This window comes from Pseudomonas kribbensis (genome assembly GCF_003352185.1).
GTDB lineage: Bacteria > Pseudomonadota > Gammaproteobacteria > Pseudomonadales > Pseudomonadaceae > Aquipseudomonas > Aquipseudomonas kribbensis.
This window is the reverse complement of sequence record NZ_CP029608.1, coordinates 82,936-107,687: the sequence shown is the minus strand read 5'-3', so window position 1 is coordinate 107,687 and position 24,752 is coordinate 82,936. Positions and strand designations below refer to the sequence as shown.

Annotated in this window: 26 protein-coding genes; 17 read left to right on the top strand and 9 right to left on the bottom strand. The window is 60.6% G+C overall.

Annotation, left to right across the window (positions count from 1 at the left end; genetic code table 11):
- Positions 1-29: 29 nt before the first annotated feature.
- Positions 30-947: a LysR family transcriptional regulator gene (locus DLD99_RS00530; RefSeq protein ID WP_114880911.1), complete on the top strand. Its 918-nt coding sequence runs from the start codon at positions 30-32 to the stop codon at positions 945-947.
- On the opposite strand, the gene DLD99_RS00525 is transcribed toward DLD99_RS00530, so the two are convergent.
- On the bottom strand, positions 920-1,246 hold the full coding sequence (locus DLD99_RS00525) for an ElaB/YgaM/YqjD family protein (RefSeq protein ID WP_007953918.1): 327 nt from the start codon (positions 1,244-1,246) through the stop codon (positions 920-922). The two genes, DLD99_RS00530 and DLD99_RS00525, sit on opposite strands and share 28 nt — an antisense overlap.
- 156 nt (positions 1,247-1,402) lie before the next feature.
- Here DLD99_RS00525 and DLD99_RS00520 point away from each other — a divergent pair, with 156 nt between their 5' ends.
- Positions 1,403-1,618 (top strand): dodecin, encoded by a 216-nt coding sequence (locus DLD99_RS00520; protein WP_003220389.1) that lies wholly within the window; start codon positions 1,403-1,405, stop codon positions 1,616-1,618.
- A 125-nt stretch (positions 1,619-1,743) separates the two neighbouring features.
- Entirely contained in the window at positions 1,744-1,968 is a 225-nt protein-coding gene (locus DLD99_RS00515; RefSeq protein WP_085713011.1) for a DUF1161 domain-containing protein, read from the top strand.
- A gap of 70 nt (positions 1,969-2,038) precedes the next feature.
- Here the strand turns inward: DLD99_RS00515 and DLD99_RS00510 are convergent, their stop codons facing one another.
- A complete protein-coding gene (locus tag DLD99_RS00510) occupies positions 2,039-3,040 on the bottom strand; it encodes an LLM class flavin-dependent oxidoreductase (protein ID WP_114880910.1) in 1,002 nt (333 codons plus the stop codon).
- A gap of 243 nt (positions 3,041-3,283) precedes the next feature.
- On the opposite strand from DLD99_RS00510, the gene DLD99_RS00505 reads away from it, so the two are divergent.
- Positions 3,284-3,715: an OsmC family protein gene (locus tag DLD99_RS00505; protein ID WP_011331817.1), complete on the top strand. Its 432-nt coding sequence runs from the start codon at positions 3,284-3,286 to the stop codon at positions 3,713-3,715.
- Positions 3,716-3,817: 102 nt separating this feature from the next.
- On the top strand, positions 3,818-4,057 hold the full coding sequence (locus DLD99_RS00500) for a DUF1161 domain-containing protein (RefSeq protein WP_085713012.1): 240 nt from the start codon (positions 3,818-3,820) through the stop codon (positions 4,055-4,057).
- Between the two features lie 6 nt (positions 4,058-4,063).
- Here DLD99_RS00500 and DLD99_RS00495 read toward each other — a convergent pair whose 3' ends face one another.
- Both DLD99_RS00495 and DLD99_RS00490 read right to left on the bottom strand, forming a co-directional pair.
- On the bottom strand, positions 4,064-4,483 hold the full coding sequence (locus DLD99_RS00495) for a PA0061/PA0062 family lipoprotein (RefSeq protein WP_085713013.1): 420 nt from the start codon (positions 4,481-4,483) through the stop codon (positions 4,064-4,066).
- 40 nt (positions 4,484-4,523) lie between these two features.
- The gene (locus DLD99_RS00490) at positions 4,524-4,946 is read right to left on the bottom strand and encodes a PA0061/PA0062 family lipoprotein (protein ID WP_114880909.1); all 423 of its coding nucleotides are present in this window, start codon (positions 4,944-4,946) and stop codon (positions 4,524-4,526) included.
- A 59-nt stretch (positions 4,947-5,005) separates the two neighbouring features.
- On the opposite strand from DLD99_RS00490, the gene DLD99_RS00485 reads away from it, so the two are divergent.
- On the top strand, positions 5,006-6,091 hold the full coding sequence (locus DLD99_RS00485) for an aminopeptidase (RefSeq protein WP_114880908.1): 1,086 nt from the start codon (positions 5,006-5,008) through the stop codon (positions 6,089-6,091).
- Positions 6,092-6,094: 3 nt separating this feature from the next.
- Here the strand turns inward: DLD99_RS00485 and DLD99_RS00480 are convergent, their stop codons facing one another.
- Together DLD99_RS00480 and DLD99_RS00475 are read right to left on the bottom strand one after the other, a co-directional pair.
- Positions 6,095-6,745, bottom strand: coding sequence for an HAD family hydrolase (locus DLD99_RS00480; RefSeq protein ID WP_114880907.1), 651 nt, complete (start codon positions 6,743-6,745; stop codon positions 6,095-6,097).
- A gap of 28 nt (positions 6,746-6,773) precedes the next feature.
- Positions 6,774-7,319, bottom strand: coding sequence for a gamma carbonic anhydrase family protein (locus tag DLD99_RS00475; RefSeq protein WP_064379538.1), 546 nt, complete (start codon positions 7,317-7,319; stop codon positions 6,774-6,776).
- A gap of 88 nt (positions 7,320-7,407) precedes the next feature.
- On the opposite strand from DLD99_RS00475, the gene prlC reads away from it, so the two are divergent.
- The 3 genes from prlC to DLD99_RS00460 all read left to right on the top strand — a co-directional run bounded on the left by prlC (position 7,408) and on the right by DLD99_RS00460 (position 11,910).
- The gene (prlC, locus tag DLD99_RS00470; protein WP_114880906.1) at positions 7,408-9,459 is read left to right on the top strand and encodes an oligopeptidase A; all 2,052 of its coding nucleotides are present in this window, start codon (positions 7,408-7,410) and stop codon (positions 9,457-9,459) included.
- Entirely contained in the window at positions 9,456-9,746 is a 291-nt protein-coding gene (locus DLD99_RS00465) for a YheV family putative zinc ribbon protein (RefSeq protein ID WP_007953955.1), read from the top strand. The genes prlC and DLD99_RS00465 overlap by 4 nt, the downstream gene beginning before the upstream one ends.
- A 112-nt stretch (positions 9,747-9,858) precedes the next feature.
- Complete coding sequence (locus tag DLD99_RS00460; protein WP_114880905.1) at positions 9,859-11,910, top strand: M3 family metallopeptidase; 2,052 nt, start codon at positions 9,859-9,861, stop codon at positions 11,908-11,910.
- On the opposite strand, the gene DLD99_RS00455 is transcribed toward DLD99_RS00460, so the two are convergent.
- Positions 11,897-12,541 (bottom strand): dual specificity protein phosphatase family protein, encoded by a 645-nt coding sequence (locus DLD99_RS00455; RefSeq protein WP_114880904.1) that lies wholly within the window; start codon positions 12,539-12,541, stop codon positions 11,897-11,899. The two genes, DLD99_RS00460 and DLD99_RS00455, sit on opposite strands and share 14 nt — an antisense overlap.
- Positions 12,542-12,840: 299 nt before the next feature.
- Between DLD99_RS00455 and DLD99_RS00450 the strand changes: the two genes are divergently transcribed.
- Genes DLD99_RS00450 through DLD99_RS00440 form a run of 3 tightly spaced genes read left to right on the top strand, consistent with a single transcriptional unit; the run spans position 12,841 to position 16,688 of the window.
- Complete coding sequence (locus tag DLD99_RS00450) at positions 12,841-13,587, top strand: gluconate 2-dehydrogenase subunit 3 family protein (protein ID WP_114880903.1); 747 nt, start codon at positions 12,841-12,843, stop codon at positions 13,585-13,587.
- A 2-nt stretch (positions 13,588-13,589) separates the two neighbouring features.
- Positions 13,590-15,374, top strand: a complete 1,785-nt coding sequence (locus tag DLD99_RS00445) for a GMC family oxidoreductase (protein ID WP_096822445.1) — start codon at positions 13,590-13,592, stop codon at positions 15,372-15,374.
- 12 nt (positions 15,375-15,386) lie between these two features.
- The gene (locus tag DLD99_RS00440; protein WP_114880902.1) at positions 15,387-16,688 is read left to right on the top strand and encodes a c-type cytochrome; all 1,302 of its coding nucleotides are present in this window, start codon (positions 15,387-15,389) and stop codon (positions 16,686-16,688) included.
- A gap of 53 nt (positions 16,689-16,741) precedes the next feature.
- Here the strand turns inward: DLD99_RS00440 and DLD99_RS00435 are convergent, their stop codons facing one another.
- The gene (locus DLD99_RS00435) at positions 16,742-17,044 is read right to left on the bottom strand and encodes a hypothetical protein (RefSeq protein WP_114880901.1); all 303 of its coding nucleotides are present in this window, start codon (positions 17,042-17,044) and stop codon (positions 16,742-16,744) included.
- A 233-nt stretch (positions 17,045-17,277) separates the two neighbouring features.
- Here DLD99_RS00435 and DLD99_RS00430 point away from each other — a divergent pair, with 233 nt between their 5' ends.
- From DLD99_RS00430 to DLD99_RS00420, 3 genes are all read left to right on the top strand, one after another.
- Positions 17,278-18,336, top strand: coding sequence for a PA0069 family radical SAM protein (locus DLD99_RS00430; RefSeq protein ID WP_114880900.1), 1,059 nt, complete (start codon positions 17,278-17,280; stop codon positions 18,334-18,336).
- 215 nt (positions 18,337-18,551) lie between these two features.
- Positions 18,552-19,283: a carbonic anhydrase gene (locus DLD99_RS00425; protein WP_114880899.1), complete on the top strand. Its 732-nt coding sequence runs from the start codon at positions 18,552-18,554 to the stop codon at positions 19,281-19,283.
- A gap of 90 nt (positions 19,284-19,373) precedes the next feature.
- Positions 19,374-20,900, top strand: a complete 1,527-nt coding sequence (locus DLD99_RS00420; RefSeq protein ID WP_114880898.1) for a SulP family inorganic anion transporter — start codon at positions 19,374-19,376, stop codon at positions 20,898-20,900.
- Between the two features lie 52 nt (positions 20,901-20,952).
- On the opposite strand, the gene DLD99_RS00415 is transcribed toward DLD99_RS00420, so the two are convergent.
- On the bottom strand, positions 20,953-21,585 hold the full coding sequence (locus DLD99_RS00415; RefSeq protein WP_065260651.1) for a hypothetical protein: 633 nt from the start codon (positions 21,583-21,585) through the stop codon (positions 20,953-20,955).
- Between the two features lie 369 nt (positions 21,586-21,954).
- Here DLD99_RS00415 and coxB point away from each other — a divergent pair, with 369 nt between their 5' ends.
- Together coxB and ctaD are read left to right on the top strand one after the other, a co-directional pair.
- A complete protein-coding gene (gene coxB, locus DLD99_RS00410) occupies positions 21,955-23,082 on the top strand; it encodes a cytochrome c oxidase subunit II (RefSeq protein ID WP_085713027.1) in 1,128 nt (375 codons plus the stop codon).
- Positions 23,083-23,164: 82 nt separating this feature from the next.
- Positions 23,165-24,751 carry a cytochrome c oxidase subunit I gene (ctaD, locus tag DLD99_RS00405; protein WP_114880897.1) on the top strand — a complete coding sequence of 529 codons (1,587 nt, stop codon included), beginning with the start codon at positions 23,165-23,167 and terminating at the stop codon, positions 24,749-24,751.
- Position 24,752 lies beyond the last annotated feature (1 nt).

The window sequence follows — 24,752 nt, the reverse complement described above, 5'->3', positions numbered from 1 at the left end:
ACAACCTGTCAGGAAAACTCACAGATATCATGAGCCATGACCTTCCTCCGCTGAACGCCCTGCGTGCCTTCGAAGCCACCGCCCGACTGAACAGCGTCAGTCAGGCTGCCGAGCAGCTGCACGTCACTCACGGCGCGGTCAGCCGCCAGCTCAAGGTGCTGGAAGAGCACCTTGGCGTCAGCCTGTTCGTCAAGAACGGTCGCGGCTTGAAACTCACAGATGCCGGAATCCGTCTGCGGGACGCCAGCGGCGAGGCGTTCGACCGCTTGCGCAGCGTCTGCGCCGAGCTGACCCAAAGCACCGCCGACGCGCCGTTCGTGCTCGGCTGCTCGGGCAGCCTGCTGGCGCGCTGGTTCATTCCGCGACTGGGAAGGCTAAATGCCGATCTGCCGGATTTGCGTCTGCACTTGTCCGCCGGTGAAGGCGATCTCGACCCGCGCCGCCCGGGACTGGATGCGCTGCTGCTGTTCGCCGAACCGCCGTGGCCGGCCGACATGCAGGTCTATGAGCTGGCCAGCGAACGCATCGGGCCGGTCATGAGCCCGCTGTTCAGCGGTTACGAGCACCTGAAATCAGCACCGCCCGCGGCCTTGCTCGGCGAGCCCTTGTTGCACACGACCTCTCGCCCGCAAGCCTGGCCGAGCTGGGCGCAGCAAAACAGCCTCGACGCCAAGGCGTTGAAGCTGGGGCAAGGTTTCGAGCATTTGTATTACTTGCTGGAAGCGGCCGTCGCCGGGTTGGGCGTGGCGATCGCGCCGGAGCCATTGGTGACCGAAGACTTGAAGGCCGGGCGCCTGGTCGCGCCATGGGGTTTTTGCGAAACCCCGGCGCAACTGGCGTTGTGGCTACCCAAGCGCGCCGCGGACGGGCGCGCCCGGCAATTGGCGCAGTGGCTCAGGAACGAGCTGCGCCAGGCGGATCACTCGCCGCGCTTGAACAGCAAGTAAGCGGCCAGCAGACCCAGCGCACCGACCGCCACACCGGCGGTCGTCCACGGATGTTCCTGCGCGTAATCGCGGGTGGCGATCCCGGTCTCGCGGGTTTTGACTTTGACTTCTTCGTAGGCATCGCTGAGCAGGCTGCGCGAATGTTTCAGCGCACTTTCGGCGTTGCCCTTGAGCGCCTTGAGGGTCTTGCGCGACTCGTCCGAAGCGTCGTCTTTCAGGCTTTCCAACGACTTGAGCAGACTCTCGATCTCCGCTTCCATGCTTTGCAACGAGGCTTTGCGTAACGAGGTGTTGGCCATGGTGGCTCTCCTGCATTGGTGATGAGTGGCGTGTGTTGTTTGGGACTTCACGGGTTCTGGAAAGTGCAGAAAATCTGAACTCCGGTTTCTCCCGGCGACCGAAATCAACAGCGCAAATCGCTGCTAGGCTCAAATCCACACGTCAAGGAGATCGCCATGAGTGACCATCACACCTACAAGAAAGTCGAGCTGGTCGGTTCGTCCACCAGCAGCATCGAAGACGCCATCAACAACGCGCTGGCCGAGGCCAACAAGAGCATCAAGCATCTGGAATGGTTTGAAGTGGTCGATACCCGCGGCCACATCAAGGACGGCAAGGCTGCCCACTTTCAAGTGACCCTGAAAGTCGGGTTCCGGATTGCCAGCAGCTGAGTTTGGGCTACGCTTCTGAACTTGCGCGCTGGCCGAATGCCATAGGAATGGCAAAGCGCTACAGGGTGGACGCATCAAGTGAACTTGGTGCCCGCCTCTTTTAATCCGACCAGGGAGTGCGACCGATGAAGAAGTTCATATTGGCAGTAGGTTTGTTGAGCCTTGCGGGTGGTGCGTTTGCTGCCGGCAAGCCTTGCGAAGAAGTGAAAGCCGAGATCGCGGCAAAACTGGATGCGAAACACGTCTCCGGTTATTCGCTGGAAATCGTCGATAAAGGTGCAGCAGCGGGCGGCAAGGTCGTCGGCAAGTGCGAGGGCGGCACCAAGGAAATCGTCTACAAACGCGGTTGATCGCGCCTGAAATGCAAAAGCCGACGCAGTGCGTCGGCTTTTTTGTAGCCGGCTATCTTTTACACAACTCTCAGCCCTTCATCACCTGCGCCAGCAATTCGTAGGAATGCAGGCGATCGGCGTGTTCGTACAGGTCGCAGGTAAAAATGAGCTCATCGGCCTGGGTCTGTTCGATCAGCACTTCCAGTTTCGCGCGGATTTTCTGCGGGCTGCCGACCATCGCCAGACCGAGGAAATCGCCCACCGCCTCACGTTCGTGTGGCAGCCACAGGCCGTCCATGGTTTTCACCGGCGGACGCTGCACCAGACTTTGCCCACGCATCAGCGCGAGAATTCGCTGGTACACCGAGGTCGCCAGGTAGTCGGCCTGCTCGTCAGTGTCGGCCGCCACAAGCGGTACGCCGAGCATCACGTACGGCTTGTCGAGCACCGCCGACGGCTTGAAGTGATTGCGGTAGACGCGGATCGCCTCGTGCATGAAGCGCGGTGCGAAATGCGAGGCAAAGGCGTAGGGCAAACCGCGCTCGCCGGCCAGTTGCGCACTGAACAGACTGGAGCCGAGCAGCCAGATCGGCACATTGGTGCCAGTGCCTGGCATCGCGATCACCCGCTGATCCGGCGTTCGCGGGCCGAGGAAGCGCACCAGCTCGGCCACGTCTTCAGGGAAATCGTCGGCGCTACCGGAGCGCTCGCGGCGCAGGGCGCGGGCGGTCATCTGGTCGGAACCTGGCGCACGGCCCAGGCCGAGGTCGATCCGCCCCGGATACAGGCTTTCAAGGGTGCCGAACTGCTCGGCAATCACCAGCGGCGCGTGGTTGGGCAGCATCACGCCACCGGAGCCGACACGGATGGTCGACGTGCCGCCGGCCAGGTAACCCAGCAGCACCGACGTGGCGGAACTGGCGATGCCATCCATGTTGTGGTGCTCGGCGACCCAGAACCGGGTGTAGCCGAACCTCTCGACATGCTGCGCCAGATCCAGCGAGTTGCGCAGCGACTGGGCCGGGCTGCCGTTCTCGCGCACCGGCACCAGATCGAGGGTGGAAAACTTTACGTCGGACAGTTGCTTCATGAACCTGCATCTCCGATTGAGGGCGCCGGTTTGTTCCTGACGAACGCAAACCTGCCCAATTCATAAGCGTGTTCTCTGCAATAAGGGCATATACCCGAGTTTCAATAGCCGATCCGAAATTTCCTACTAAAAAAGTCAACGATTCAGCCGGGCTGAACTTTGTTCCGGCGTCTATCCTCAGAAGCCTTGCAGGCAAAAACCACGACGGCGCGGCGTTTCGCGCCCGAATTGAAGGAGGCACACATGGCTATCGTGAAGAAGGCATCCGCACACTGGGAAGGTGACCTGAAAACCGGCATCGGCTCGATCTCCACCGAAACCGGCGTCCTGCGGGAAGCGCCGTACGGCTTCAAGGCCCGCTTCGAGGGCGGCAAGGGTACCAACCCGGAAGAACTGATCGGCGCCGCCCATGCCGGCTGTTTCTCCATGGCATTCTCGATGATCCTCGGCGACGCCGGGCTGAAGGCCGACAGCATCGATACCCAGGCCGAAGTCACCCTTGATCAGGTTGACGGCGGTTTCGCGATCACTGCAGTGAAGCTGATTCTCAAGGCGAAGATTCCGGGCGCCACCCAGGCGCAGTTCGAAGAACTGAGCAACAAGGCCAAGGAAGGTTGCCCGGTGTCGAAGGTATTGAATGCGAAGATCAGCCTGGATGCGTCGCTGGTCAGCTGATCGACTTGAGCAGAATCAGAACCCGCCAGGCAAAAATGTGGTCGAATAAATGACAGCAGCTTTCGCGCATCGTCGTGCGCACTGCTCCCAGGAGCTTCAACCATGAAACGTTTTGCTTTGGCGGTTATCTGTGGCGTGCTGGCAACTTCGGCCTTTGCGGCACCCAAAGATTGCGAAGAACTCAGGAAAGAGATCGAAATCAAGATTCAGGCGAATGCCGTGCCCTCCTACACGCTGGAGATAGTCTCCAAAGAGGAAGCCGAAAAGCACGACGTCGCCATGATCGTCGGCACTTGCGAGAACGGCACCAAGGCCATCATCTACCAGAAGAACGACAGCTGATTCAGGCTAGATGGCGCAATAGGTGTCGCGATCCTCGGCGACGATTTCCCGCTTGGCGTTATACAGCCGGGCACTGGGCGTAAACATCAGGGAGCGACCCTCCAGCACGTACCGCTGACCCGCTTCGAAATGGTCGAAGCGGATGGTCAGGTAGCACAGGCGCTCCACAGGGTCGTTCAACATGCCAGCTCCTCCACCGGGCGCCTCGAAATCGAAACGCACCAGCAACTCATGGCTGCCGGGCGTTACCTGAAAAAAACGTCCGTCAGTCAGGCGTTGCTTGTCGAGACGTTCGGCCATCAACAGTTTTCCGCCCGGGGTCGGCGTCGAGAACTCGACCCAGGCCATGTTGGGGTCGACCGGGGGCATCGGCGTCTGACAACCGGCGAGCACACCGGCCACCAGCAACAGCATTGACTTGCGCATGATGAATGTCCGTGGATTCGGACATCCAGCATAACGCCGATCAGGTGCGCTGACAGCCTGCCGGTTTGCCCTGGCCGACTACATTTTTCTGCTGGTCATAGAGCTTGGCCCACGGCCGGAAACCGATATTGCCGGCCTGGAGTTGATAGCGCTGGCCGGCGTTGAAGTCCGTGAATTTCAGGCTCAACTGGCAATCGCGCCACAGGGGCTCGGCGTCCGGGCCGATGTTGGTTGCCTCCACCGGAAACTGGTAGCGCACCTTCAGTTCATGACTGCCGGGTTGAACTTCGAAGTAACGTTTGTCGACGGCGGCCTTCCTGTCGACTTCCAGCGCTTGCAGCGCCGTGTCCTGTTGCCGGGCGTCCAGATCGATCCAGGCTTGCGTGGGGTCAGGTGAAGGCATTCCGAATCCGGCACAACCGGCCAGCGTCAGCAGGCCTCCCGTCAGTATCAAGATGCGCATGGCGAAGCTCCAATGGGCGGGATAGTCTTGCGATCAGACTTTCCAGGGATGTTCTTATTGTGATCAGGCCGTTTCCAAGCCTTGGGTTACTTGATCGCGTTTTGCGGGTTTTGTTTCCGGGTGTGTTGTTTTTGTTGCTCAACGGTTGTTCCAGCGTCAGCTATTACAGCCAGCTGGCCAGCGGTCAGCTGCAATTGCTGCGGGCGCGGGAGCCGGTGGCCAAGGTGATTGCCGACCCGAACCGCGACGCAACGCTGCGCGCCCACCTGGCCCAATCGCAAAAGGCTCGGGATTTCGCCAGCCAACACCTGCACCTGCCGGATAACCAGAGCTATCGCCTGTACGCCGACATCCACCGGCCGTACGTGGTGTGGAACGTGTTCGCCACCCCGGAGTTTTCCCTGAGCCCGCAGAACCACTGCTTCCCGATTGCCGGGTGCGTGGCCTATCGCGGTTACTACAGCCAGAGTGCGGCGCGGGGCGAGGCAGCGATCCAGCGCCTGCAAGGCATGGATGTGTCGATTGGTGGCGTCGAGGCCTATTCGACCTTGGGCTGGTTCAATGACCCGATCCTCAACTCGATGATGGGCTGGGGTGACGAACGCCTGGCCACGCTGATCTTCCATGAGCTGGGCCATCAGCGTTTCTATGTGAAGGATGACACCGAGTTCAACGAGTCCTACGCCACCTTTGTCGAGCAGGAAGGCACCCGGCAGTGGCGGGCGTTTCGTGGCCTGCCACCAGAGAACGATGCCCAGCTCAAACGCCGCGATCAGTTCATTCAACTGATCCTCGATACCCGTGCCCGGCTGGAAAAGCTGTACACACAACAGATTCCCATCGAGCAGATGCGCGAACGCAAGACTGCCGAGTTCGAACGGTTTCGCCGGGACTATCGGGAGATGCGCAACAGCCAGTGGGCCGGGGACAAACGCTACGACGCCTGGGTCAATGCGCCGCTGAACAATGCGCGATTGTTGCCGTTCGGGTTGTATGACCAGTGGGTGCCGGCGTTTGCTGCCCTGTTCAGGCAGGTGGGCGGGGATTGGCAGAAGTTTTATGCACAGGTGGAGAAATTGGGTGGATTACCGGCTGACAAGCGAAAGACAGCCCTGCGTGAGCTGGCCGCCCTTCGCTCCGATTGACGGTCAGCGCTGCAAAAACGCCTGATGCAACTCGGCCAGGGTTTCAAAATGATAGGCCGGCGCTTCAGCACTCAGCTCTTCATGACTACCGAAGCCATAACCCACGGCTGCCGCATCCAGACCGTTGCTGCGGGCGCCGATCAGGTCGTGTTTACGGTCACCGATCATCAGCGTGCTGGCCGGGTCCAGCCCTTCTTCGGCCATCAGGTGTGCAATCAACTCAACTTTGTTGGTACGGGTGCCATCCAGTTCACTGCCGTAGATCACCTTGAAGTGTTTGGCGAAATCGAAGTGCCGGGCGATTTCCCGGGCGAACACCCAGGGCTTCGACGTCGCGATGTACAGCTGCCGGCCTTGGCCATTCAGGGTTTCCAGCAACGGCGTGACGCCCTCGAACACCCGGTTCTCGTAAAGACCGGTGACCTTGAAGCGCTCGCGATAGAAATTCACCGCCTCCCAGGCCTTGGCTTCATCGAAACCATAAAACTGCATGAACGCCTGCAACAGCGGCGGGCCGATGAAGTGTTCCAGTTTGGTCAGGTCCGGCTCATCGATGCCGAGTTTGGCCAAGGCGAACTGGATGGAACGGGTGATGCCCTCACGCGGGTCGGTCAGGGTGCCATCGAGGTCGAACAGTACGGTCTGGTAATGCATGAAAAATCCCGGGCAGTAGAGAGAAAAGTCAGAGCTGGTCGTAGCCTTCGGCCAGATGCAGGTCCTTGAGCTTCACGTAGTTCGCCGCGCTGTAGGTGAAAAAGGCGTTTTCCTTGTCGGTCAGCGGGCGAACCTGTTTCACCGGGCTGCCCACGTACAGGAACCCGCTTTCCAGGCGTTTGCCCGGTGGCACCAGGCTGCCGGCGCCGATGATCACGTCGTCCTCGACCACTGCGCCGTCCATGACGATGCTGCCCATGCCGATCAGCACGCGGCTGCCGACGGTGCAGCCATGCAGCATGACCTTGTGGGCGATGGTCACGTCATCGCCGATCAGCAGCGGGAAGCCGTCCGGGTTGAACGGGCCGGCGTGAGTGATGTGCAACACGCAGCCATCCTGCACGCTGGTGCGCGCGCCGATGCGGATGCGGTGCATGTCGCCGCGGATCACCGTCAACGGCCACACGGAGCTGTCTTCGCCGATTTCGACGTCGCCGATCACCACCGCGGAGCCGTCGACAAAAGCGCCTTGGCTCAAGCGTGGGGTGTGATTCTGGTACTTGCGAAGGGACACGATTAGTTCTCTCTCTGTCGCCGATAGCTGCGGTGGGTGTCGATTGTAATTAAGATGGGCGCATGTTTCTTCCAGCCAAGGTGCAACCGTGAGCGTGAACAACCCTCTTCTGCAGTCCTACGACCTGCCGCCGTTCTCCGCGATCCGTGCCGAACACGTGCAGCCGGCCATCGACACCATCCTGGCCGACAACCGCGCCGCCATCGCCGAGATCCTCAAGACCCAGGGCCAGAACCCGACGTGGGCCGGGCTGGTGCTGGCGATGGACGAACTCAATGATCGCCTGGGCGCAGCCTGGAGCCCGGTCAGCCACCTCAATGCCGTGTGCAACAGCGCCGAACTGCGTGAAGCCTACGAGTCGTGCCTGCCGGCCTTGAGCGCCTACTCCACCGAAATGGGCCAGAACCGCGAACTGTTCCAGGCCTATGAAGCCCTGGCCAACAGCCCGGAAGCCGCCGGTTTCGACGTGGCGCAGAAAACCATTCTGGAACACGCCCTGCGTGACTTCCGCCTGTCGGGTATCGACCTGCCGGAAGCCGAGCAGAAACGCTACGCCGAAGTGCAGAGCAAGCTGTCCGAGCTGGGCAGCCGCTTCTCCAACCAGTTGCTCGACGCCACTCAGGCCTGGACCAAGCACCTGACCGACGAAGCCGCCCTCGCCGGCCTGACCGATTCGGCCAAGGCGCAAATGGCTGCCGCCGCACAGGCCAAAGGCCTCGATGGCTGGCTGATCACCCTGGAATTCCCGAGCTACTACGCGGTGATGACCTACGCCCAGGACCGCGCGCTGCGTGAAGAAGTCTACGCCGCCTACTGCACCCGTGCGTCGGATCAAGGCCCGAACGCCGGCCAGAACGACAACGGTCCGGTGATGGGCGAAATCCTCGACCTGCGTCAGGAGCTGGCCAAGCTGCTGGGTTTCTCCAGCTTCTCCGAGTTGAGCCTGGCGACCAAAATGGCCGAGTCCAGCGATCAGGTGCTGAGCTTCCTGCGCGACCTGGCCAAGCGCAGCAAACCGTTTGCCGCTCAGGATCTGCAGCAGCTCAAGGCTTATGCCGCCGAACAAGGCTGCGCCGATCTGCAAAGCTGGGACAGCGGTTTCTACGGCGAAAAACTCCGTGAACAACGCTATAGCGTCGCCCAGGAAACCCTGCGCGCCTACTTCCCGATCGACAAAGTGCTGGGCGGCCTGTTCGCCATCGTCCAGCGTCTGTATGGCATCGAAATCGCCGAACTGAAAGGCTTCGATACCTGGCATCCGGACGTGCGCCTGTTCGAGATCAAGGAAAACGGGCAGCACGTCGGCCGCTTCTTCTTCGACCTCTACGCCCGCGCCAACAAGCGCGGCGGTGCCTGGATGGACGGCGCCCGCGACCGTCGTCGCACGATCGACGGCGTGCTGCAAAGCCCGGTGGCCAACCTGGTGTGCAACTTCACTCCGGCCGACAGCGGCAAGCCTGCGCTGCTGACCCACGATGAAGTGACCACCCTGTTCCACGAATTCGGCCACGGCCTGCATCACCTGCTGACCCGCGTCGAACATGCCGGTGTATCCGGCATCAACGGTGTGGCATGGGACGCGGTCGAGCTGCCGAGCCAGTTCATGGAAAACTGGTGCTGGGAGCCGGAAGGCCTGGCGCTGATTTCCGGCCACTACGAAACCGGCGAGCCATTGCCGCAGGATCTGCTGGAGAAAATGCTCGCGGCGAAGAACTTCCAGTCCGGCCTGATGATGGTGCGTCAGCTGGAATTCTCGCTGTTCGACTTCGAACTGCACGCCACCCACGGCGATGGCCGCAGCGTTGCGCAGGTGCTGGAAGGTGTGCGGGATGAAGTCTCGGTGATGCGTCCTCCGGCCTACAACCGTTTCCCGAACAGCTTCGCGCACATCTTCGCTGGCGGTTACGCGGCGGGTTACTACAGCTACAAGTGGGCGGAAGTGCTGTCGGCGGACGCCTTCTCCAAGTTCGAAGAAGACGGCGTACTGAATGCCGACACCGGTCGCGCCTTCCGCGAAGCAATCCTCGCCCGCGGCGGCTCGCAGGAGCCGATGGTGCTGTTCGTCGACTTCCGTGGCCGTGAGCCATCGATTGACGCACTCTTGCGCCACAGCGGCCTAAGTGAGGACGCGGCAGCATGAGTGAGGCACCTGTGAAAACGAAAAAACGCTTTATCGCCGGGGCGGTCTGCCCGGCGTGCAGCGAGCCGGACAAGCTGATGATGTGGAGCGAGGACGATGTTCCGCACCGCGAATGCGTGGCGTGCGGCTACAGCGATACGCTCAATGCCCAAGGGCTGTCAGTTCCGAAGGAACTGGGCACGCGGGTCAACACCAGCGCGCTCAAGCCTGCACCGGACAAGACGGTTCAGGCGGTGCAGTTCTTCCCGAACCCAAAGCTGAAGAAAAAGCCCGACGAGCAACACTGATCCGGCACCACCTTCCACCGATTTCCGGTGGAAGGTGGTATTGGTTTAACACCTGTCCCCCGCACTTGCTTCGTAGGCTGGCCGTTTCCGCCATGCCTCGAAGGAAGTTGCCGTGCCCGACACCAATCCCCTCCTGCAACACTGGACCCTGCCGCCCTGGCCGGCGATTCGCGCCGAGCATTTGCTGCCGGCGATCAACAGCATCATTGCCGACCACCGACGAATCATGGCGCAAGTGCTCGCCACTCAGCTGGAGCATCCTGGCTGGGACGATCTGGTACTGAGCATCGACGAAGCCGATGCCCGCCTCAGTGAATTTCGGTCGATTCTCGAAACGCTGTCCATGGTCGGATCCGATGATGCCGACTGGCTCGTGGAAAGCACCAAGGCTCATCTCGCGATCAACCAGTATCGCTCCGAAAAAAACCGCAATCGCCCGCTGTACGAGGCCTACCAGCGTTTGACGCAGAGCTCGATCGCGGCCAATTTCGATGAGTCACGCAAGATCGTACTGACGCGGATACTGCGCAAATTCAGGCAGTCAGGTATCGACCTTCCCACCGCGCAACAACAGGAACTGGCCCGGTTGAACCTTGAGATCGGTGGCCTGGAATCCGTGTTTTTGACCCAGCTCGAACGCTGGACCGAAACCTGGAGCAAACGGGTCGACGATATTGCACAGCTTGCGGGCCTGTCCCCGTCGATGAAGGATCACCTGGCGCGCACCGCACGCGAGGCCGGGCATGATGGCTGGCTGATTCGCCTGGACCAGAACACCTGCCAGCACATCCTCAAATATGCCGAGAATCGTGCATTGCGCGAGGAATGCTGCGTCGCCTACGCGACCCGCGCTTCCGATCAGGGGCCACTGGCCGGGCGCTTCGATAACGGCCCGGTGCTGACGAAGCTGCTTGCCTTGCGCCAACAGAAAGCCCGCTTGCTTGGCCACAAAAACGCCGCGCAACTGAGTCTGGCAAAAAGCAGGGCCGGAACGACAGCGTGGGTCAGGGATTTTCTCGAGTGCCAGGTTGCGCAATTGACCCCTACCCTGGAGCAGGACGCAAAACAACTGGCCGCCTTCGCCCGGCAACGCGGAATCGACCGGGTCCAGCCATGGGATGAAGATTTCCTCGCTGAACAATGGCGGCAGCAACAGTTTCCCGGAGCGCTGGATAACCTGCGCGACTACTTCGCGTTCGATGGCACCTTGCGCCGGCTCTGTCTGTTCTGCGAACGCATGTTCGGGATCCGTATCGTCGAACAGGTCGGTGGGAAACACTGGCATGAGGATGTGCGACTGCTGGAAATCAGCGAGCATGAACAGGTCATCGGTTACATCTACCTCGACCCGTTTCATCGCGATAACGCTGCTGATTTCGCCGGAACATCCACACTGCGCAATCGTCGGATCAATGCCGAAGGCCGACCGGCGCTACCCATTGCGGTGCTCTACAGCAATTTCACACCGGCCACCGACGGCCATCCTTGCCGCCTCGAACTCAGTGAGTTGCGCGTACTTTTTCATGAATTCGGCCACTGCCTTCAGCACGTATTGACGCGCTCGCCCCATCACACCCTGTCCGGCATCCAGCAGTTGGGGCATGAGGCGGCGGAGTTTTCCGGGCAATTGTTCGAGCAGTGGTGTCAGTCGCGGGAGTTCGTGCTGTGGCTCGGCGCGCATTTCCAGACTGGCGAGCGCTTGAGCGCTGCACGGGTCGATGCGGCACTCTCGGCCACCGAGGCCCACTCCAGTCGGCAACAGGCCTTGATACTGATGGGAGCAATCATCGATTTCGAACTGCACGCCACCCACGGCGACGGGCGTTCTGTCGAAGAGGTTTGCGCCGACGTGCAGCGAACAATGGCTCACCTGCAACTGCCCGACAGTCACCGGTTCGCCAATGGTTTCGATTACATGGTGACCCAGTACGACGCTTCGGTTTACGCCTACGTCTGGTCAGGGGCGCTGGCGCAGGAAGCGTTCAAGCGCTTCAGTCGTGACTGGGAGTTCAACGCGCAGACCGGCCGGGCGTTCCGGGAAACGTTCTTTGCGCCCGGGGCCGGTCGCCCGTTGCTGGAAGCGGTGGAGGCATTCGTTGGCCAGCCGATCAGTGAAGAACTGTGTGTCGGCCGGCCGATCAACCGGCGGGTTACTTCAGATTGACTGTCTGGAACCAGCTCTTCATCGAGCAGGTAGCGAAGGCACTGGTGCTGCAATCACCATTGGCCAGCGCGGTACGCAGCTTGTCGATGTCGGCCTGCATCACGTAGCGCACGCCGTCCTTGAAGTGGCCGCTTTCGCCGAAACCGCCCTGGGTCATTTCGTTCAGGGCGTCTTCCTTGCTCCAGCCCTGCACCACGATGCGGTACATCGCGGCCATCAGGCCGGTGCGGTCGGAGCCGTGCTTGCAATGCATCAGCACCGGGCCGTTGGCTTCGGCGGTCTGGATCGCACGCAGGGTCTTGAGGACGTCGGCGTCATCGACATGATTGGTGCGATACGGCAATTGCACCTGGTTGATGCCCGGGGTTTTCAACCAGCTCGAGTCCTCTTCCGGCAGGAAGTTGATGACCGTGGCCACTTTCAGGTTCTGCAGCAACGGCACGGCGCCGGCGTCAGGCAGCGCACTGCGATAGAGCGTGGGCGACATCTGGAAGAAGTTGTATTTCATTTCGACCGGTTGTGCCCATTCCGGAGGGCGAGAAACCGGCGCATCTGCGGCGTGGGCCGGGATCGAACCGAGCAGGGCAAACAGCGAGAAACAGATCGCGGAGGAAAAACGCTTCAAGGACATGCTGTGCGGTGACCGTATGGGATTCGTCAGTGAGGGCGGCAGCTTGCGGGTTGTCCAGTCAAATCCCTGTGAGGCGATTGTCAAAGAAACGTGAAGCCGGAGAGTTCCTTCGTCGCAATCCTGGGCTTTTTTTCGGCTGAATCGGTTCACCCGGTTGATTAGGCTGCTACCATTTGTCACATCATGTTGCAGACGCGTCCCCCTTTTCCGGGTCATTTCCGGCCACGTCGCAACCGACCACTCAAAAAGCCGTCCCCAGAAACGGCTGATAACCATCAATGCCTGATGAGGTGCACCCCATGTCTGATCAAGATCGAGACAACCCGCGGCGTGAGTTCTTGCGCAAATCCCTGACCCTGATCCCGGTGGTCACCCTCGCCGGCACCGGCCTGGGCAGCAGCGTGCTGCAAGCGGCTCCCGAAAGCTCGCCAGCCCCGGCCCCCGCCAAATCGGTTGCCGCAGATGCAAGCGCCTACCAGCCGAGTTACTTCACCGCCGAAGAGTGGGCGTTCATCAATGCCGCCGTCGCGCAGTTGATCCCCAACGATGCCCAAGGCCCTGGCGCTCTCGAGGCTGGCGTGCCGGAGTACATCGACCGTCAGATGAACACGCCGTACGCCGCCGGTGCCCTCTGGTACATGCAAGGCCCGTTCAACGCCGACGCTGCGCCCGAGATGGGCTGGCAGAGCAAACTGGTGCCAAAAGAGATCTATCGCCTCGGTATTGCCGCCACGGATCAGTGGACAAAATCCCTCAACGGTAAAACATTTGCCGAGCAAGACAGCGCTACCCGAGACGATCTGCTCAAGCAGCTCGAAGCCGGAAAACCGCAATTCGACAGCGTTCCGGCGAAGATTTTCTTCAGCTTGCTGCTGCAAAACACCAAGGAAGGGTTCTTCTGCGACCCGATCCACGGTGGCAATAAAGGCATGGTCGGCTGGACCATGATCGGCTTCCCCGGCGCCCGCGCCGATTTCATGGATTGGGTGGAACGCAACGAGCAATACCCCTTCCCGGCAGTTTCGATTCGCGGCGAGAGGGCGTGAGCATGGCAACGGTAATGAAGAAGGTCGACGCGGTGATCGTCGGTTTCGGCTGGACAGGCGCAATCATGGCCAAAGAGCTGACCGAGGCGGGCCTCAACGTGCTGGCGCTGGAGCGCGGGCCGATGCAGGACACCTACCCTGACGGCAACTATCCCCAGGTGATCGACGAACTCACCTACAGCGTGCGGAAAAAACTCTTCCAGGACATCTCCAAAGAGACCGTCACCATCCGCCACAGCGTCAACGACATCGCCCTGCCGAACCGCCAGTTGGGCGCGTTCCTGCCGGGCAACGGCGTCGGCGGCGCCGGCCTGCACTGGTCGGGCGTGCACTTTCGCGTCGATCCGATCGAGCTGCGCATGCGCAGCCACTACGAAGAGCGCTACGGCAAAAGCTTCATCCCCAAGGACATGACCATCCAGGACTTCGGCGTCAGCTATGAAGAGCTGGAACCGTTCTTCGATTTCGCCGAAAAAGTCTTCGGCACCTCCGGCCAGGCCTGGACCGTGAAAGGCCAACTGGTCGGCCAGGGCAAGGGCGGCAACCCGTATGCGCCGGATCGCTCGAACCCGTTCCCGCTGGAAGCGCAGAAGAACACGGTTTCCGCACAGCTGTTCGGCAAAGCGGCTACCGAAGTCGGTTACAAACCCTACAACCTGCCTTCCGCGAATACGTCCGGGCCGTACACAAACCCTTACGGCGCGCAAATGGGTCCGTGCAACTTCTGCGGTTTCTGCAGCGGCTACGTTTGCTACATGTATTCCAAGGCCTCGCCGAACGTGAACATTCTGCCGGCGCTGAAACCGCTGCCGAATTTCGAACTGCGGCCCAACGCCCACGTGCTGCGGGTCAACCTCGACAGTACGAAAACCAAAGCCACCGGCGTCACCTACATCGACGGCCAGGGCCGCGAGATCGAGCAACCGGCGGATCTGGTGATTCTCGGTGCGTTCCAGTTGCACAACGTGCGCCTGATGCTGCTCTCCGGCATCGGCAAGCCGTATGACCCGGTCAGCGGTGAAGGCGTGGTCGGGCGTAACTTCGCCTACCAGAACATGGCGACCATCAAGGCGTTCTTCGACAAGGACACCCACACCAACAACTTCATCGGCGCCGGCGGCAACGGTGTGGCACTGGACGACTTCAACGCCGACAACTTCGATCACGGGCCGCACGGTTTCGTCGGTGGCTCGCCGATGTGGGTCAACCAGGCCGGCAGCCGACCAATTGCCGGCACCTCCAACCCGCCGGGCACCCCGGCCTGGGGCAGTGACTGGAAGCGCGCGACCGCCGATTACTACACCCACCAGGTGTCGATGGACGCTCACGGTGCGCATCAGTCCTACCGTGGCAACTACCTCGATCTGGATCCGGTGTACCGCGATGCCTACGGTTTGCCGCTGCTGCGGATGACATTCGACTGGCAGGAAAACGACATCAAGATGAACCGTTTCATGGTCGAAAAAATGGGCAAGGTCGCCCAAGCCATGGGCCCGAAAGCCATTGCCGTGCTTGGCAAGAAAGTCGGCGAGCACTTCAACACGGCGTCCTACCAGACCACCCACCTCAACGGTGGCGCGATCATGGGCACCGATCCGAAGACCAGCGCGCTGAATCGCTACTTGCAGAGCTGGGACGTGCACAACGTGTTCGTCCCGGGTGCCTCGGCGTTCCCGCAGGGCCTGGGTTACAACCCGACCGGGCTGGTTGCTGCGCTGACCTACTGGTCGGCGAAAGCGATCCGCGAGCAATACCTGAAAAACCCCGGCCCGCTGGTTCAGGCTTAAGGAGCGATGACCATGAAGACTCTCGTTATCGCGACCCTGGCGTTGCTTGGCAGTGCATCCCTTTATGGTGCCGAAGTTGATCAATCCTTGATCAAAAAAGGCGAATACCTCGCCCGCGCCGGGGACTGCGTGGCTTGCCACACGGCCAAGGACGGCAAGCCGTTCGCCGGCGGCCTGCCGATGGAGACCCCGATCGGCACGATCTACTCGACAAACATCACCCCGGACAACACCGGGCTGGGTGGCTACAGCTTCGAGGAGTTCGACCAGGCCGTGCGTCATGGTGTCGCCAAAAACGGTAGTACGTTGTACCCGGCGATGCCGTACCCGTCCTACGCCCGCGTCAGTCAGGATGACATGCAGGCGCTGTACGCCTACTTCATGCACGGCGTTGAACCGGTGGCACAGGAAAACAAGGCCAGCGACATCCCGTGGCCGTTGAGCATGCGCTGGCCGCTGATGGGTTGGCGCTGGCTGTTCGCGCCGAAGGTCGAGGACTACAAACCCGCGTCGGACGATGCCGTTGTCAGCCGTGGGGCGTATCTGGTGGAAGGCCTCGGACATTGCGGCGCCTGCCATACGCCACGGGCCCTGACCATGCAGGAAAAATCCCTGAACGCGGCCGAAGGCAGCAGTTTCCTTTCAGGCAGTGCACCACTGGAAGGCTGGATCGCCAAAAGCCTGCGCGGTGACCACAAGGACGGCCTCGGCAGTTGGAGCGAAGAGCAACTGGTGCAGTTCCTCAAGACCGGCCGCAGCGACCGCAGTGCGGTGTTCGGCGGTATGAGCGACGTGGTCACCCACAGCATGCAGTACATGACCGATGCCGACCTGACCGCGATCGCCCGTTACCTGAAATCGCTGCCGGCCAATGATCCTGCCGACCAGCCGCATCAATACGACGAGAAAGCCGCCAAGGCCTTGTGGAATGGGGACGACAGTCAGCGCGGTGCGTCGGTGTACATCGACAACTGCGCGGCCTGCCACCGTACTGACGGCCACGGCTACACCCGGGTGTTCCCGGCGTTGGCGGGTAATCCGGTGCTGCAATCGGAGGATCCGACCTCGCTGATCCACATCGTGCTCAAGGGCGGCACCCTGCCTGCGACGCACACGGCACCGTCGACGTTCACCATGCCGGGTTTCGCCTGGCGTCTGTCGGATCAGGAAGTGGCGGATGTGGTGAGTTTTATTCGTGGAAGTTGGGGTAACAAGGGCTCCGCCGTCACTGCGAAAGATGTTGCAAAGTTACGTACCGACGATATGAACACAACATCAGCCGGCGACCTTGGACAAGTAACAAGTCACAACTAAGTGCAATAACCCCTGCATGAGTAATCATGCAGGGGTTATTCATTCAATCGTTGTTACGGATTGGTAATACTGGCATAGGCTTTGGCCAGGGCAACCAGTTTGGCTCGATCCTGCTCACCGATTTCACCGTCACGATCCACATCGTGCTCCAGACGGCCAATGCTGAAGGTATGGCCACCATCCTTGGAGGTTGCGGTTACAAAAATCGGGTCAACCAGCCTTTCAGTCTGCTCGCCGGCCTCGGCATCCCAGCCCAGTTCCTTACGTGCAAGTTGCATGGAAACCAGTGTATTGGGTTCCGATGGGCCGGGCTGCATCAGTTGCAGGAAAATACCGCGCGAATTAAAAAACGACATCATCAATTCCTTTTGTCTTTTATATATTCAAGTGCTGTGAAGCGAGGTGAATACTACGAAATTGAATAGCAAACGAACAGCCGACTTATGTTTCTTTAATTTGCACCACTACAACTTCACATCTAAACAAGCTTATAACTAACCGTGCGTTTTATTGATGGACGGCCGAACGGTAGTGGATCATCCGCAACCTTGCAGATACTGTATGCACGTACAGTCAAAGGAAACCCGTGATGACCAGCCTCTTGCCCCCACGCGGCCGCGGTACCGCCACCAATCCGCACAACCGCTTCGCGCCGAGTCGTTCGGTAGACGAGGACGACGGCTGGTTTCAGGAAGTGCCACTGACCCAGGGCACCGAAGTCAGTTTCGAGACGGCGAAAACCATCATCACCCGCAACACCTCGCCGGACCTGCCCTTCGACCGCTCGATCAATCCCTATCGCGGCTGCGAGCATGGCTGCATTTATTGCTACGCAAGACCGAGTCACGCCTATTGGGACATGTCGCCGGGGCTGGATTTCGAAACGAAGCTGATCGCCAAGACCAACGCTGCCCAGGTGCTGGAGGAACAGCTTGGCAAGAAGGGCTATCAGTGCGCGCCAATCAATCTGGGCTCCAACACCGACCCGTATCAACCGATCGAACGCGAACACAAAATCACGCGCCAGACCCTCGAAGTGCTGCTGCGCTACCGACACCCGGTAACCATCGTCACCAAGGGCTCGCTGATCCTGCGCGACCTCGACCTGCTCACAGAACTGGCGCAGCAACGGCTGGTGGCGGTGATGATCAGCCTGACCACCCTGGACGATGAGCTCAAACGCATCCTCGAACCCCGGGCCGCCGCGCCCAAGGCCCGGTTGCGGGCTATCCGGGTGATGCGCGAGGCGGGGATTCCGGTCGGCGTGCTGTGTTCGCCGATGATTCCGATGATCAACGACAGCGAAATCGAAAGCCTGCTGACCGAAGCCCACGCTGCCGGGGCACAAAGCGCCGCTTACATGATGCTGCGCCTGCCACTGGAGGTGGCGCCGCTGTTCGAGGAATGGCTCGAGGCGCATTACCCGCAGCGTGCCGCCCATGTGTTGAGCCTGATCCGCCAGAGCCGTGGTGGCGAACTGTACGACAGCCGTTTCGGCGCCCGGATGCGCGGTGAAGGGCCGTTTGCCGACCTGCTCGCCCAGCGATTCGCCAAGGCATTGAAACGCCTGGGACTCAATCGCCGCGAAGGTTTCAATCTCGACTGCACCGCCTTTTGCCCGCCGGGTCGCCAGATGGCGCTGATTTAAGGAGGAAATGACTGACCAGGTTCACCCCAGTCACGTTTTTTGTGACCTGGAACACACGTTCTAGAGCGCTTCATTCAGTTTGAGTTAAGTTTCGGCGGTTACCGTGTTCATCGAGTGACTGACGGGTCAGGACGGCCCGGATGTTTTAAACAGCCACTGGCTTCATATCGGAATACACGGGAATGACTCCCCGAATCCGCCAAAGAGGATGAATCATGAGTGACAAGGATAAACAGCCGTTGGCTGCGTCGGCGCAAGCCGTCCCTGGGGCGGTTTCCGCCGATGCAGCACTGCGACATATCGTTGACGGCTTTTTGCATTTTCATCATGAGGTCTTCCCGCAGCAGGAAGAACTCTTCAAGAAACTCGCCACGGCCCAGTCGCCACGGGCGATGTTCATCACCTGCGCCGACTCGCGCATCGTTCCCGAACTGATCACCCAGAGCTCTCCCGGCGATCTGTTCGTGACCCGTAACGTCGGCAACGTGGTTCCCCCCTACGGCCAGATGAACGGCGGCGTTTCCACCGCCATCGAATACGCGGTCCTGGCCCTTGGCGTGCAACACATCATCATTTGCGGCCACTCCGATTGCGGCGCCATGCGCGCGGTGCTCAACCCGGGCAGCCTGGAAAAGATGCCGACGGTCAAAGCCTGGCTGCGCCACGCCGAAGTCGCGAAAACCATGGTGCATGACAACTGCAACTGCACCGACGAAAAAGAGAGCATGCCGATCCTCACCGAGGAAAACGTCATCGCCCAACTGCAGCACTTGCGTACCCATCCTTCGGTAGCCTCGCGCATGGCGAACGGTCATCTGTTCATCCATGGCTGGGTCTACAACATCGAAACCAGTGAAATCAAAGCTTACGACGCGGATCAGGGACGCTTCCTGCCGCTCGACGGCAGCCATCCGATTCCGGTGGCGACGCCCAAAGCGCGCTTCTGAATCCTCCTAAAAATCCGTGTGGTCTGACGCCGGTCGCTGTTCAAGCGACCCGGCTTCGCCACGCCTGAAGAAAACTTCGGGAGAGTCATCATGCGTGCGGCTCAATTGAAAGCGGTGTTGCCACGGGAGCTGCTGGCTTCGGTGGTTGTGTTTCTGGTCGCCCTGCCACTGTGCATGGGCATTGCGATTGCTTCAGGGTTGCCACCGGCCAAAGGCCTGATTACCGGGATCATCGGTGGTCTGGTAGTGGGTTGGCTGGCGGGGTCGCCGTTGCAGGTCAGCGGGCCGGCGGCGGGGCTGGCGGTACTGGTGTTCGAGCTGGTGCGCCAGCACGGGATCGAGATGCTCGGGCCGATCCTGCTACTCGCCGGTTTTCTGCAACTGCTGGCCGGGCGTCTGAAGCTCGGTTGCTGGTTCCGGGTCACAGCGCCAGCGGTGGTCTACGGGATGCTCGCGGGGATCGGCGTGCTGATCGTGCTCTCGCAAGTGCACGTGATGCTGGATGCCGCGCCAAAACCCTCCGGGCTGGACAACCTGACAGCGTTCCCCGGCGCAGTGGCGCAGGCTTTGCCGTCCTTTGGCTGGCAGGCCGGGTTGCTCGGATTGTCAACCATCGCCGTGATGTGGCTGTGGGAGAAATTCCGCCCGCACTCGCTGCGTTTCATTCCCGGCGCGCTGCTCGGTGTCGGGCTGGCGACCGGCGCCAGTCTGCTGCTGGCATTGCAGGTCAAACGGGTTGAAGTACCGGCGAATCTGGCCGAAGCCATCGACTGGCTGAAGCCGGCGGACCTGCTGAGCCTGGCCGACCCGACGCTGCTGATCGCCGCGTTCGCCGTGGCGTTCATCGCCAGCGCCGAAACCCTGCTGTCCGCCGCGGCGGTGGATCGTATGCACAGCGGTCCGCGTTCGGATTTCGACCGTGAACTGTCGGCGCAAGGGGTCGGCAACATGCTCTGCGGTCTGGTGGGCGCGTTGCCGATGACCGGGGTGATCGTGCGCAGTTCGGCCAACGTCCAGGCCGGTGCGACCACGCGCTACTCGACGATTTTCCATGGCCTGTGGCTGCTGGCCTTCGTGCTGTTGCTGTCGAGTCTGCTGCAAAGCATTCCGGTGGCGAGTCTGGCCGGGGTGCTGGTCTACACCGGTTTCAAACTGGTGGATCTCAAGGCGTTTCGTGGCCTGGGGCGTTATGGCCGGATGCCGATGTTCACCTACGCGGCGACAGCGCTGGCAATCATTTTCACCGACCTGTTGACCGGTGTGCTGATCGGTTTCGGCCTGACCCTGGTGAAACTGGCCTTCAAGGCTTCGCGACTGAAAATCAGCCTGATCGATCTGCCACAGGAGGGGGAAATGGAATTGCGCCTGGTGGGCGCGGCGACATTCCTCAAGGTGCCAGCGCTGACTCAGGTGCTGGGCAGCATTCCACCGGGCACGACGGTTCATGTGCCGCTCAACAACCTGAGCTATATCGACCATTCCTGTCTGGAATTGCTGGAAGAGTGGGGCCGGGCCAATGCGGCCAAGGGTTCGAAGCTGTTGATCGAGTCGCGCGGACTGAAACGCAGGCTTGAGGGAAGGATCCGCACCACCACCGGCATCGGTGCGGCAGGCTAGAAAAAACCTGGGGGAACAGAGCAATCTGTTCCCCCAATCGTTTGCGCCGAGATCAAGCCGCAGGCTGATCCAGTTCCAGGCCCACGCCCAGACGGCGACTCATGCACGGCCAGCGTTTCCACGCCGCACCGGTGTCCGGGCTGCTGAGTTTTTCGCGGTAGGCTTCCACCGACTCCAGCGCAAAGCTGTCGTCGTCGAGCATGCTGTCCACTGCGTGGTGGACCACTTCATCAAGTTGATTGGCAAATTCCTCACCGAGCAACTGGTGAGCAATCAGATTGGCGACCGTCATGTCCAGGGGGATCAGTGGCTGGCCGAAATGCTTGATGTACAGGTCGTTGACCTCTTCGACAAAGCGGTGGGCCAGATAGGCCTCGTCCAGCAGACTGTCCAGGCCGACCGGCGGCTGGAGAAAGTACTGTTCGGCGATTTTCAGCACCGGTTTGATCTGTGACTCGATTCCCGCTTCCCTGGCGACTTCATTGGCTGCATCCAGCAGGTCTGGCACTTCATCGATGTAGGCGGCGACAAAACGCGTCAGCACGCCGTTGGCGTCGGTTTCCGGCAACTGGATGGCCGGGTGCAGGTGTTGCAGTTGATTTTCGAGCTGACGGGTCAGCTTTCCGGTTTCGATCTCGTGTTGTCGGGCTATGTGGATCTGCTCGCGCAATGCGGCGGTGTTCATGAAAACTCCAGGAAACAAGGCAATGAAATAGGGAAGACATAACTTAGCTGGCTTACGAAAAATGCTAAGACGCATTTGTCATAATTATTTCATCCTTGATACACCTGCGTTATATCGGTTTGCCACCACTCGTCTGCATCCTTCTCCATTCGTGCCCTGGAACGCAAGTGCCAGCAGTTTCATTCGATTTACGTGCGCACATTGCATTTTTCCGCCGCTGTCTATACTCGCCATTGAATGGAGTTAGCTGATGACGCCCGACTGCACCCGCAGCAAGGCCCGGCGATTCAAGTTCGTAGTCTGATGCAGCCGCTCCCTTGCCGCAGGCGAAAGCCGGCGGGATAACAAGAACGATAAGGGGAACCCGCAATGATGCGACATCCACACGTCTGGATGGGCCTCCTGTTGTGGTCGATTTTCAGCCAGGCCAATGCCGCCTGGACTGTGAATATGGCGCCTGGAGCGACTGAAATCAGTCACGCAGTATTCGACCTGCACATGACCATTTTCTGGATCTGTGTGGTGATCGGGATCATCGTCTTCGGCGCCATGTTCTGGTCGATGATGGTGCACCGCCGTTCTACCGGGCAGGTCGCCGCAAAATTCCACGAAAGCACCACCGTCGAAATTCTCTGGACCGTCGTCCCGCTGCTGATCCTGGTGGCGATGGCCGTTCCGGCGACCGCCACGCTGATCCGCATGTACGACACCAGTGAGCCGGATATCGATATCCAGATCACCGGCTATCAGTGGAAGTGGCACTACAAATACCTGGGCCAGGACGTCGAGTTCTTCAGCAACCTGGCCACCCCCGCCGAACAGATCCACAACAAGGAAGCCAAGGGCGAGCATTACCTGCTCGAGGTCGACAAGCCACTGGTGCTGCCGATCGGCGCCAAGGTGCGCTTCCTCGTTACTTCCGCCGACGTGATCCACTCCTGGTGGGTGCCGGCCTTCGCGGTCAAGCGCGATGCGATCCCCGGATTCGTCAACGAAGCCTGGACCCGTATCGACAAGCCCGGCATCTACCGAGGCCAGTGCGCCGAGCTGTGCGGCAAGGATCACGGCTTCATGCCGATCGTAGTCGACGTCAAGGAAAAGGCCGACTACGAAAAATGGCTGGCCGACCGCAAGGCCGAGGCTGCGCAGCTCAAGGAGCTGACCAGCAAGGAATGGACCCTCGACGAGCTCAAGGAGCGCGGCGACAAGATCTACCACACCACTTGCGTCGCCTGTCACCAGGCCGAAGGCCAGGGCCTGCCGCCGATGTTCCCGGCGCTCAAGGGCTCGCCGATTGCCACCGGGCCGAAAGCCGATCACCTGCACCGCGTGTACTTCGGCAAACCGGGCACCGCCATGGCGGCGTTCGGCAAGCAACTCTCGGAAGTCGATATCGCAGCGGTCGTGACCTACGAACGTAACGCCTGGGGCAACAACAAGGGCGACATGGTCACGCCAAAAGAAGTGCTGGAGCTGAAACAGGCGGAAAGCAAATGAGCCGGTCTATTGCGTACTTCGTGAACCGGCCGGGGCAAGGCGCCCCGGCCTGCCAAGCCCACTCACTTGAAGGAGACCGGCCATGAGCGCTGTCATCGATGACCACGGTCATGCCGACCACGCCCACGGCCCCGCCAAAGGCCTGATGCGCTGGGTGCTGACCACCAACCACAAGGACATCGGCACGCTGTACCTGTGGTTCGCGTTCTGCATGTTCCTGCTCGGCGGCTCGTTCGCCATGGTGATCCGCGCCGAGCTGTTCCAGCCCGGCCTGCAGATCGTCGAACCGGCGTTCTTCAACCAGATGACCACCATGCACGGCCTGGTGATGGTCTTCGGTGCGGTGATGCCGGCGTTCGTCGGCCTCGCCAACTGGATGATCCCGTTGATGATCGGCGCGCCGGACATGGCCCTGCCACGGATGAACAACTTCAGTTTCTGGCTGCTGCCGGCGGCGTTCCTGTTGCTGGTGTCGACCCTGTTCACCCCCGGCGGCGGGCCGAACTTCGGCTGGACGTTCTACGCGCCGCTATCCACCACCTATGCGCCGGAAAGCGTGACCTACTTCATCTTCGCCATCCACTTGATGGGGATCAGTTCGATCATGGGCGCGATCAACGTGATCGCCACCATCCTCAACTTGCGCGCCCCCGGCATGACGTTGATGAAAATGCCGCTGTTCGTCTGGACCTGGCTGATCACCGCGTTCTTGCTGATCGCGGTGATGCCGGTGCTGGCCGGGTGCGTGACGATGATGCTGATGGACATCCACTTCGGCACCAGTTTCTTCAGTGCCGCCGGTGGCGGTGACCCGGTGCTGTTCCAGCATGTGTTCTGGTTCTTCGGCCACCCCGAGGTGTACATCATGATCCTGCCGGCCTTCGGTGCCGTCAGCCAGATCATCCCGACCTTCTCGCGCAAGCCGCTGTTCGGCTACACCTCGATGGTCTACGCCACGGCGAGCATCGCGTTCCTGTCGTTCATCGTCTGGGCGCACCACATGTTCGTGGTGGGCATTCCGCTGGTGGGCGAGTTGTTCTTCATGTACGCGACGATGCTGATCGCCGTGCCGACCGGGGTGAAGGTGTTCAACTGGGCCAGCACCATGTGGCAAGGCTCGCTGACCTTCGAGACGCCGATGCTGTTTGCCGTGGCGTTCGTAATCCTGTTCTCCATCGGCGGTTTCTCCGGGCTGATGCTGGCCATCGCCCCGGCGGACTTCCAGTACCAGGACACCTACTTTGTGGTGGCGCATTTCCACTACGTGCTGGTGCCGGGGGCGATCTTCGGGATCTTCGCCTCGGCCTACTACTGGCTGCCGAAATGGACCGGCCACATGTACGACGAAACCCTGGGCAAGCTGCACTTCTGGCTGTCCTTCGTCGGCATGAACCTGACGTTCTTCCCGATGCACTTCGTGGGACTGGCGGGGATGCCACGGCGGATTCCGGACTACAACCTGCAGTTCGCCGACTTCAACATGGTCTCGTCGATCGGCGCGTTCATGTTCGGCGCCACGCAGATCTTCTTCCTGTTCATCGTGATCAAGACCATCCGTGGCGGCGAGCCGGCACCGGCCAAACCGTGGGATGGCGCCGAAGGCCTGGAGTGGAGCGTGCCGTCGCCGGCGCCGTATCACACCTTCACCACGCCGCCGGAAGTGAAATGAA

Excerpts from the sequence above, each read along its gene's own strand:
- DLD99_RS00530 (WP_114880911.1), top strand. The coding sequence starts at position 30 with ATGAGCCATGACCTTCCTCCGCTGAACGCCCTGCGTGCCTTCGAAGCC.
- DLD99_RS00525 (WP_007953918.1), bottom strand. The coding sequence starts at position 1,246 with ATGGCCAACACCTCGTTACGCAAAGCCTCGTTGCAAAGCATGGAAGCG.
- DLD99_RS00520 (WP_003220389.1), top strand. The coding sequence starts at position 1,403 with ATGAGTGACCATCACACCTACAAGAAAGTCGAGCTGGTCGGTTCGTCC.
- DLD99_RS00515 (WP_085713011.1), top strand. The coding sequence starts at position 1,744 with ATGAAGAAGTTCATATTGGCAGTAGGTTTGTTGAGCCTTGCGGGTGGT.
- DLD99_RS00510 (WP_114880910.1), bottom strand. The coding sequence starts at position 3,040 with ATGAAGCAACTGTCCGACGTAAAGTTTTCCACCCTCGATCTGGTGCCG.
- DLD99_RS00505 (WP_011331817.1), top strand. The coding sequence starts at position 3,284 with ATGGCTATCGTGAAGAAGGCATCCGCACACTGGGAAGGTGACCTGAAA.
- DLD99_RS00500 (WP_085713012.1), top strand. The coding sequence starts at position 3,818 with ATGAAACGTTTTGCTTTGGCGGTTATCTGTGGCGTGCTGGCAACTTCG.
- DLD99_RS00495 (WP_085713013.1), bottom strand. The coding sequence starts at position 4,483 with ATGCGCAAGTCAATGCTGTTGCTGGTGGCCGGTGTGCTCGCCGGTTGT.
- DLD99_RS00490 (WP_114880909.1), bottom strand. The coding sequence starts at position 4,946 with ATGCGCATCTTGATACTGACGGGAGGCCTGCTGACGCTGGCCGGTTGT.
- DLD99_RS00480 (WP_114880907.1), bottom strand. The coding sequence starts at position 6,745 with ATGCATTACCAGACCGTACTGTTCGACCTCGATGGCACCCTGACCGAC.
- DLD99_RS00465 (WP_007953955.1), top strand. The coding sequence starts at position 9,456 with ATGAGTGAGGCACCTGTGAAAACGAAAAAACGCTTTATCGCCGGGGCG.
- DLD99_RS00455 (WP_114880904.1), bottom strand. The coding sequence starts at position 12,541 with ATGTCCTTGAAGCGTTTTTCCTCCGCGATCTGTTTCTCGCTGTTTGCC.
- DLD99_RS00450 (WP_114880903.1), top strand. The coding sequence starts at position 12,841 with ATGTCTGATCAAGATCGAGACAACCCGCGGCGTGAGTTCTTGCGCAAA.
- DLD99_RS00445 (WP_096822445.1), top strand. The coding sequence starts at position 13,590 with ATGGCAACGGTAATGAAGAAGGTCGACGCGGTGATCGTCGGTTTCGGC.
- DLD99_RS00440 (WP_114880902.1), top strand. The coding sequence starts at position 15,387 with ATGAAGACTCTCGTTATCGCGACCCTGGCGTTGCTTGGCAGTGCATCC.
- DLD99_RS00435 (WP_114880901.1), bottom strand. The coding sequence starts at position 17,044 with ATGTCGTTTTTTAATTCGCGCGGTATTTTCCTGCAACTGATGCAGCCC.
- DLD99_RS00430 (WP_114880900.1), top strand. The coding sequence starts at position 17,278 with ATGACCAGCCTCTTGCCCCCACGCGGCCGCGGTACCGCCACCAATCCG.
- DLD99_RS00425 (WP_114880899.1), top strand. The coding sequence starts at position 18,552 with ATGAGTGACAAGGATAAACAGCCGTTGGCTGCGTCGGCGCAAGCCGTC.
- DLD99_RS00420 (WP_114880898.1), top strand. The coding sequence starts at position 19,374 with ATGCGTGCGGCTCAATTGAAAGCGGTGTTGCCACGGGAGCTGCTGGCT.
- DLD99_RS00415 (WP_065260651.1), bottom strand. The coding sequence starts at position 21,585 with ATGAACACCGCCGCATTGCGCGAGCAGATCCACATAGCCCGACAACAC.
- coxB (WP_085713027.1), top strand. The coding sequence starts at position 21,955 with ATGATGCGACATCCACACGTCTGGATGGGCCTCCTGTTGTGGTCGATT.
- ctaD (WP_114880897.1), top strand. The coding sequence starts at position 23,165 with ATGAGCGCTGTCATCGATGACCACGGTCATGCCGACCACGCCCACGGC.